Source organism: Streptomyces sp. SID5910 (assembly GCF_009862125.1).
Taxonomy (GTDB): Bacteria; Actinomycetota; Actinomycetes; order Streptomycetales; family Streptomycetaceae; genus Streptomyces.
The window spans coordinates 22,609-29,449 of sequence record NZ_WWHX01000142.1; the positions used below are offsets into that span (position 1 = coordinate 22,609).

At 71.5% G+C, this 6,841-nt stretch carries 6 protein-coding genes; all 6 read left to right on the forward strand.

Annotated elements, in window-relative coordinates; translation table 11 throughout:
- Positions 1-296 precede the first annotated feature (296 nt).
- A complete protein-coding gene (locus GTW67_RS05275) occupies positions 297-1,229 on the forward strand; it encodes a formylglycine-generating enzyme family protein (RefSeq protein ID WP_161163629.1) in 933 nt (310 codons plus the stop codon).
- 194 nt (positions 1,230-1,423) lie between these two features.
- A complete protein-coding gene (locus GTW67_RS05280; protein WP_161163623.1) occupies positions 1,424-2,605 on the forward strand; it encodes an ROK family transcriptional regulator in 1,182 nt (393 codons plus the stop codon).
- 25 nt (positions 2,606-2,630) lie between these two features.
- Positions 2,631-3,437, forward strand: coding sequence for an ABC transporter permease (locus GTW67_RS05285; RefSeq protein ID WP_161163624.1), 807 nt, complete (start codon positions 2,631-2,633; stop codon positions 3,435-3,437).
- Positions 3,434-4,255 carry an ABC transporter ATP-binding protein gene (locus tag GTW67_RS05290; RefSeq protein ID WP_161163625.1) on the forward strand — a complete coding sequence of 274 codons (822 nt, stop codon included), beginning with the start codon at positions 3,434-3,436 and terminating at the stop codon, positions 4,253-4,255. Before GTW67_RS05285 ends, GTW67_RS05290 begins: the two co-directional genes overlap by 4 nt.
- Positions 4,256-4,383: 128 nt before the next feature.
- Positions 4,384-5,364 carry an aliphatic sulfonate ABC transporter substrate-binding protein gene (locus GTW67_RS05295; RefSeq protein WP_161163626.1) on the forward strand — a complete coding sequence of 327 codons (981 nt, stop codon included), beginning with the start codon at positions 4,384-4,386 and terminating at the stop codon, positions 5,362-5,364.
- Positions 5,361-6,812, forward strand: a complete 1,452-nt coding sequence (locus tag GTW67_RS05300; protein ID WP_161163627.1) for a sulfatase-like hydrolase/transferase — start codon at positions 5,361-5,363, stop codon at positions 6,810-6,812. The genes GTW67_RS05295 and GTW67_RS05300 overlap by 4 nt, the downstream gene beginning before the upstream one ends.
- Positions 6,813-6,841: the final 29 nt, after the last annotated feature.

Genomic DNA, 6,841 nt, shown 5'->3' on the forward strand with positions numbered 1-6,841 from the left:
CATGCGAACACCTGCCGATTTTCGTCAACACTCCGGATAATTAATCCGGGAGGCCCTGAGTGCGGGCTGCCCAGGGCCCACGTTGCGTCCGCGCAGCTCACGGCGGGTGCTGGGGGTGCGAGAGCCCGCACTATGAAGATCGTGTGTCGTCGGCGGCCCGGCGGGCCGCCCCGAGGTGGTGCCGTAGCCTCGGGGAAATGGATCACAGGGACCGGGGAGGTCGCATGGCGGTGTCCGAGGCGGAGGAGCCGAGGAGTTGCTGCGCCCCGGCGCCCCGCGACAGCGTCACGCCTGCGATGTCGCAGCCGCCCGCACCCGCCGTCGCACCCGCCGGTTCCCGTGCCGCTTCCGCCGACACGAGCCGCGCCGAGGCGAGCGGCGCCGACGGCACCGTGCTGCTGGAGGGCGGCACGTTCCTGATGGGCACCGACGACCGGGACGGCTTCCCGGCGGACGGTGAGGGCCCGGTGCGCGAGGTCACCGTCCGGCCCTTTCGCATCGACGCCTACGCGGTGACCAACGCCCGCTTCACCCGCTTCGTCGAGGCGACCGGCCATGTCACCGAGGCCGAACGGTTCGGCTGGTCCTACGTGTTCGCCGGCTTCCTGCCCGCCGCGCTGCGACGCGGCGCGGCACGGCCGCAGGGGACGCCGTGGTGGTGCGGTGTCGAAGGGGCGTACTGGCGCGCTCCCGAGGGACCGGGCAGCACGGTGGACGACCGGGGTGACCATCCGGTCGTCCACGTCTCCTGGAACGACGCGCTCGCCTACTGCCGTTGGGCCGGCGCCCGGCTGCCCACGGAGGCGGAGTGGGAGTACGCCGCGCGGGGCGGCCTGGAGCAGCGCCGCTACCCGTGGGGCGACGAGCTGACGCCCGGCGGCACGCACCGCTGCAACATCTGGCAGGGGCAGTTCCCCACCAAGAACACGGCCGAGGACGGATACCGGGGCACCGCTCCGGTGGACGCCTTCGAGCCCAACGGGTTCGGGCTGTACAACGTGGCCGGGAACGTGTGGGAGTGGTGCGCGGACTGGTGGGCCACGGACCACTCGGCACGCCACCGGACCGACCCGAAGGGACCGGCGCGGGGCACGTCACGCGTCATGCGCGGAGGTTCCTACCTGTGCCACCACTCGTACTGCAACCGCTACCGGGTCGCGGCGCGCACCGCCAACACGCCGGACAGCAGCACCGGCAACCTCGGCTTCCGGTGCGTGCGCGACGCATGACGGGGCCGGCGGGTCGGCCTCCAAGGGCCCGGGGCGGGCGGTTCATTGCAGCTTCGTGAAGGAACTCCACCGGGCTCAGCACCCCGCAGAACGCGGCCGACCTGCACCGATGACCGCCTCCATGCCGCCGGTTGATCGACTTCGATTTATTCCGGACTGTTGACGTAATAGCGCGTCGTCTCCATCCTGACGGCATGCCACTCGAACACCAGGGGCCCTTGGCCCGGTTGCGCCGGGGACACGAGGAACTCATCCTGCGGCTGCTGCGCACCCACGGCCCGCTCAGCCGGGCCGACTTGGGCAAGCTGAGCGGCCTGTCCCGTACGACGCTGTACGACATCGTCGGCGCCCTGGTGGACGGCGGCGCCGTCGTCGCGGCCGTGCCCGAGGCGACCGAGCGGCGGCGCGGCCGGCCGGTCGAACGGCTCAGCCTGCATCCCGACGCCGGCCAGGCCATCGGCATCGACTTCGCCCGGCGTGCCGTGCACGTCGCGGCGGTGAACGTCGCGCACGAGGTGATCGGTTCGGCCGGGGAGGCGCACGACGCGGACCTTCCGTGGCCGCGGCGGATCAAGCTGGCGGAGCGACTGGTGGGCGGGCTCGCCGGGGGGACGCTGCGACTGGGCGCGCTCAGCGGGGTCGGCGTGGGCGTGGTGGGCCCCGTCGACGCCCCGCGGCTGGATGCCGAGGGGGCGTCCGGGGCCGTGGACCCCGATCTGCCGGTGCTGTTGCGCAAGCGCTTCGGTGTCCCCGTCCTCGTCGACAACAACACGCGTCTGGCGGCGCTCGCCGAGGCCACCTGGGGTGCGGCGACCGGCGTCCAGGACGTGGTGTACCTGCGGCTGTCGCACGGTGTCGGCGGCGGCCTGGTGGTGGGGGGCGCGCTGCACCGCGGATCCCACGGGCTGTCCGGCGAGTTCGGCCACATCACGGCCGAGCCGGACGGGCGCCGATGTTCGTGCGGCAAGGACGGCTGCCTGGAGACCGTCGCGTCCATCGGTGCGGTGCTGCGCGCCCACGGTGGCGCGAAGGACCTGGCCGGCTTCCTTGCCGCGCTCCCCCACGACCCGGCGGCGGCCCGGGTGCTGGACGAGGTCGGCACGCGGGTCGGCACCGTACTCGCGGCGGTGTGCAACGCGCTGGGCCCCGAGGTGACCGTCCTCGGCGGCGAGCTCACCGCGGCCGGCCCCGCGCTCTTCGACGCCGTGGAGCGGTCCCTGTTCGCCCACCTGATGCCGATCTCGCGGTCACGCGCCGCCCTGCGCCCCGCGACCCTCGGCGAGGCGGCCGGGGCGCTCGGCGGCATCGCCCTCGTCCTGCACGAGTCGCCCCTGCTCGCGCGCTATCCCGAACCCACGTCCCTGGAGCACACATGACCGTCCCGCCCCCGCAGAGGCCGCCATGGCTGTGATCACCGCCCCCGACAAGACCTCCGCCCCGTCCGCGCCCCGCCGTGGCCGCCGGGGAATCCCCCCGCTCCTGCTCAACCTGGCCGCCCTGGTGGCCGGCGTCGCCGTGTGGGCCGCGGTCGCCGCCGCGCACTGGGTGGACGTCCCCGGGCCGCTGTCGGTCGGCTCGCGCGCCTGGGAACTGGCGGGGGACGGCACCCTCGCCGAGGACGCGCTGGCCAGTCTCCGCCGGGTGTTCCTGGGCTTCGCGCTCGGCACCCTGCTCGCCGTGCCGGTGGGCTTCCTGATGGGCTGGTACCCGCTGGCCCGGGGCCTGATGGAACCGTACGTGCAGTTCTTCCGGACGGTGCCGCCGCTCGCCATCATCCCGCTGGCCATCGTGCTGATGGGCATCGGTGAGACGCCCAAGGTCTTCGTCATCTTCCTGGCGGCGTTCCTGTCCAGTGTGGTCGCCTCCTTCCAGGGGGTCGTCGGCGTGGACCGCACGCTGATCAACGCGGCGCGGGTGCTCGGCGCCCCCGACCGGGTCATCTTCCTCAAGGTCGTGATCCCGGCCGCCACGCCCTTCCTGCTGGTCGGCATGCGCATCGGTCTCGGCGCGGCCTGGGGGACCGTGGTGGCCGCCGAGCTCATCGCGGCCGACAAGGGCCTCGGCTACCAGATGATGCACGCGCAGACCTACTACGACCTCCCGACGATCTTCGTGGGCCTGATCACCATCGGTGTGATCGGACTGGTGATGGACCGGCTGCTCCTGCTGGCGGAGCGGCATCTGACGGCATGGCAGGAGCGGCGATGAGCACCCCACGCACCACGAAGGCCGCCGACGCGTCCGGGGACACGGCGAAGATCTCCTTCCGGGGCACCGGGATGACCTATCCGCTCAAGGACGGCGTGTTCACCGCGCTCGACCGCGTCGACCTCGACATCGCCGACCGGGAGTTCGTCACGGTCGTCGGCCCCTCCGGCTGCGGCAAGTCGACGCTGCTGAACATGGCGGCCGGGCTGGTCCGTCCCACCACCGGACAGGTGCTGGTGGACGGCGTCGCGGTCGACCGGCCCGGACCGGACCGGGGGATGATCTTCCAGCAGTACGCCCTCTTCCCGTGGCTCACGGTCCGGGGCAACGTCGAGTTCGGGCTGAAGCTCGCCTCCCCGTCCGCCGCGGAACGCCGCCGGCGTGCCGACCACGCGATCGACCTCGTCGGGCTGACCGACTTCGCCGACGCGCTGCCGAAGACGCTGTCGGGCGGGATGAAGCAGCGGTGCGCGATCGCCCGCGCCTACGCCGTCGATCCCGAAGTCCTGCTGATGGACGAGCCGTTCGGGGCGCTCGACGCGCTGACCCGGGTGCAGCTCCAGGATCAGTTGCTGGCCACGTGGAGCCGGGAGCGCAGGACGGTCATGTTCGTGACGCACGACGTCGACGAGGCCGTGTACCTGGCCCGCCGCGTCGTCGTGATGGCCGCCCGTCCGGGACGCGTCCACCGGGTCGTCGAGGTGGACCTGCCGTATCCGCGGACCGAGGAGCTGCGGCTGTCCCCGGAGTTCGCCCGGATCCGCAACGAGGTCTGGCACGCCGTGTACCACCAGCCGTCGGTCTCCTCCGCGGCCTGAGCGGACCGGCGGCCTGAGAGGTCCGCGCGACCTGAGCGGACCGCGCGACCTGAGCGGACTGCGCGACCTGAGCGGACCGCGCGGCCGCCTCCGAAGAACCTGAAGACCTCCCCGAAAGGCATCATGTCATGAGCATGTCTCGTCGCGGCTTCCTGGCCGCACTCTCCGCGACCACCCTGGGACTCACCGCGTCCGCCTGCTCCTCCGACGACGGCGACGGCGGTGGCGGCGGCTCCGTCCGCTTCGGCTACATCGCCGACTACAACGGCGCCAGCCTGCTGGCCATCGCCGACCAGCAGGGGCTGTGGAAGAAGCACGGGGTGTCCGCCTCGTACAAGGCGTTCGTCAACGGCCCCATCCAGATCCAGGCGCTCGGCAGCGGCGACCTCGACTACGGCTACATCGGCCCCGGCGCCATGTGGCTGCCGGCGTCCGGCAGATCGAAGATCGTGGCCGTCAACACCCTCACCTACGCCGACCACGTCATCGCCCGGCCCGGCATCTCCTCCATCGCCGACCTGAGGGGCAAGAAGGTCGGCGTCCCCGAGGGCACCTCGGGCGAGATGATCCTCAACCTAGCTCTGCGGGAGGCGGGCATGACCATGGACGACATCAAGAAGGTCGCCATGGACCCGCCCACGGTCGTCTCCGCGTTCTCCTCCGGGCAGATCGACGGCGCCGGCATCTTCTACCCGCTCATCGACACCATCAGGAAGAAGGTGCCGGACCTGGTCGAGGTGGCGAGCACCGAGAAGATCGGCGGCAGCTTCCCGACGGCGTTCGTCGCCGGGAACAAGGTGGACCGCGCGACCGAGGTCAAGGTCGTCCGGGTCCTCCAGGAGGCCAACGACTGGCGGGCCGCGCATCCCGAGGAGTCGATCGCCGCCGCGGCGAAGCTGCTGAAGGTGCCCGAGGCCACCGTCAAGGCCGACGCGAGCCACGTCCGTACGCTCACCACGGCGGACCTCGTCGCCAAGACGAAGGACGGCACGATCGCCGGGTGGCTGGACGGCATGAGCGACTTCTTCGTCAGCACCGGCCAGCTGGACAAGGCCCCCGAGGCCGACTCGTTCTACGCGGCCGACGTCTACACCGAGGCGGCGGCGTGAACATCCTCTTCCTGATGACCGACCAGCACCGCGTCGACACCCTGGGCTGTTACGGCAACCCGCACGTGGACACGCCGAACCTGGACCGCCTCGCCGCCACCGGCACGCGCTTCGACCGCTTCTACACCCCGACCGCGATCTGCACGCCGGCCCGCGCCAGCCTGCTCACCGGGCAGGCGCCCTTCCGCCACCGCCTGCTGGCCAACTACGAACGCAACGTCGGCTATCTGGAGGACCTGCGCGAGGACGCCTTCACCTTCCCGACCGCGCTGGCCGAGCGGGACTACCAGCTCGGCCTGGTCGGCAAGTGGCACGTCGGCACCCACCGCAACGCCGCGTCCTACGGCTTCGACGGCCCCGACCTGCCGGGCTGGCACAACCCCGTCGACCACCCGGACTACCTCGCCTACCTGGAGGAACGCGGCCTGCCGCCGTACCGGATCACCGACCTCGTACGCGGCACCACGCCCAACGGCAATCCGGGCAATCTGCTCGCCGCCCGGCTCCAGCAGCCCGTCGAGGCCACCTTCGAGTACTACCTCGCCACCCGCGCCATCGAGCAGCTCGACAAGTACGCCGCCGACGGCCGCCCCTTCTACCTGGCCACCCACTTCTTCGGCCCGCACCTGCCCTACCTCCTCCCCGACGCCTACTACGACCGCTACGACCCCGGCCTGGTGGACCTGCCCCCGTCGATCGCCGAGACCTTCGTGGGCAAACCGCCGGTCCAGCGCAACTACAGCGCGCACTGGACGTTCGACACCATGCCGATCGAGGTCACCCGCAAACTCATCGCCGTCTACTGGGGTTACGTCAGCCTCGTGGACGAGCAGATCGGGCGCATCCTCACCCGCCTGGACGAACTCGGCCTCGGCGACGACACGTCGGTCTTCTTCACCGCGGACCACGGCGAGTTCACCGGCGCGCACCGGCTGCACGACAAGGGGCCGGCGATGTACGAGGACATCTACCGCATCCCGGGGATCGTCCGGGTGCCGGGACAACAGCCGCAGGTCCGGCGGGAGTTCGTCAGCCTCACCGACTGCACGGCCACGATCCTCGACCTGGCCGGCTGCGACCCCTCCCCCGCCACCGACAGCCGCAGCCTGCTGCCCCTGGTCCGCGGCGAACACCCCGAGTGGCCCGACGAGTTGCTGGCCGAGTTCCACGGCCACCACTTCCCCTATCCGCAGCGGATGCTCCGCGACGACCGCTACAAGCTCGTCGTCAACCCGGAGTCGGTCAACGAGCTCTACGACCTCGACACCGACCCCCACGAGCTGACCAACCGCTACCCCCACCCGGAACTCGCCCCCGTGCGACGCCGCCTGATGCGCCGTATGTACGACCTGCTGCGGGACCGCGGCGACAACTTCTACCACTGGATGACCCCGATGTTCGACATCGGCGCCTCCGACTACGACCCGACGCTGAGCGCCTTCGAGTAGCGTGGTGCCTCGGACTCGGAGGCGGTGGG

Excerpts from the sequence above, each read along its gene's own strand:
- GTW67_RS05290 (WP_161163625.1), top strand. The coding sequence starts at position 3,434 with ATGAGCACCCCACGCACCACGAAGGCCGCCGACGCGTCCGGGGACACG.
- GTW67_RS05275 (WP_161163629.1), top strand. The coding sequence starts at position 297 with ATGTCGCAGCCGCCCGCACCCGCCGTCGCACCCGCCGGTTCCCGTGCC.
- GTW67_RS05285 (WP_161163624.1), top strand. The coding sequence starts at position 2,631 with ATGGCTGTGATCACCGCCCCCGACAAGACCTCCGCCCCGTCCGCGCCC.
- GTW67_RS05280 (WP_161163623.1), top strand. The coding sequence starts at position 1,424 with ATGCCACTCGAACACCAGGGGCCCTTGGCCCGGTTGCGCCGGGGACAC.
- GTW67_RS05295 (WP_161163626.1), top strand. The coding sequence starts at position 4,384 with ATGAGCATGTCTCGTCGCGGCTTCCTGGCCGCACTCTCCGCGACCACC.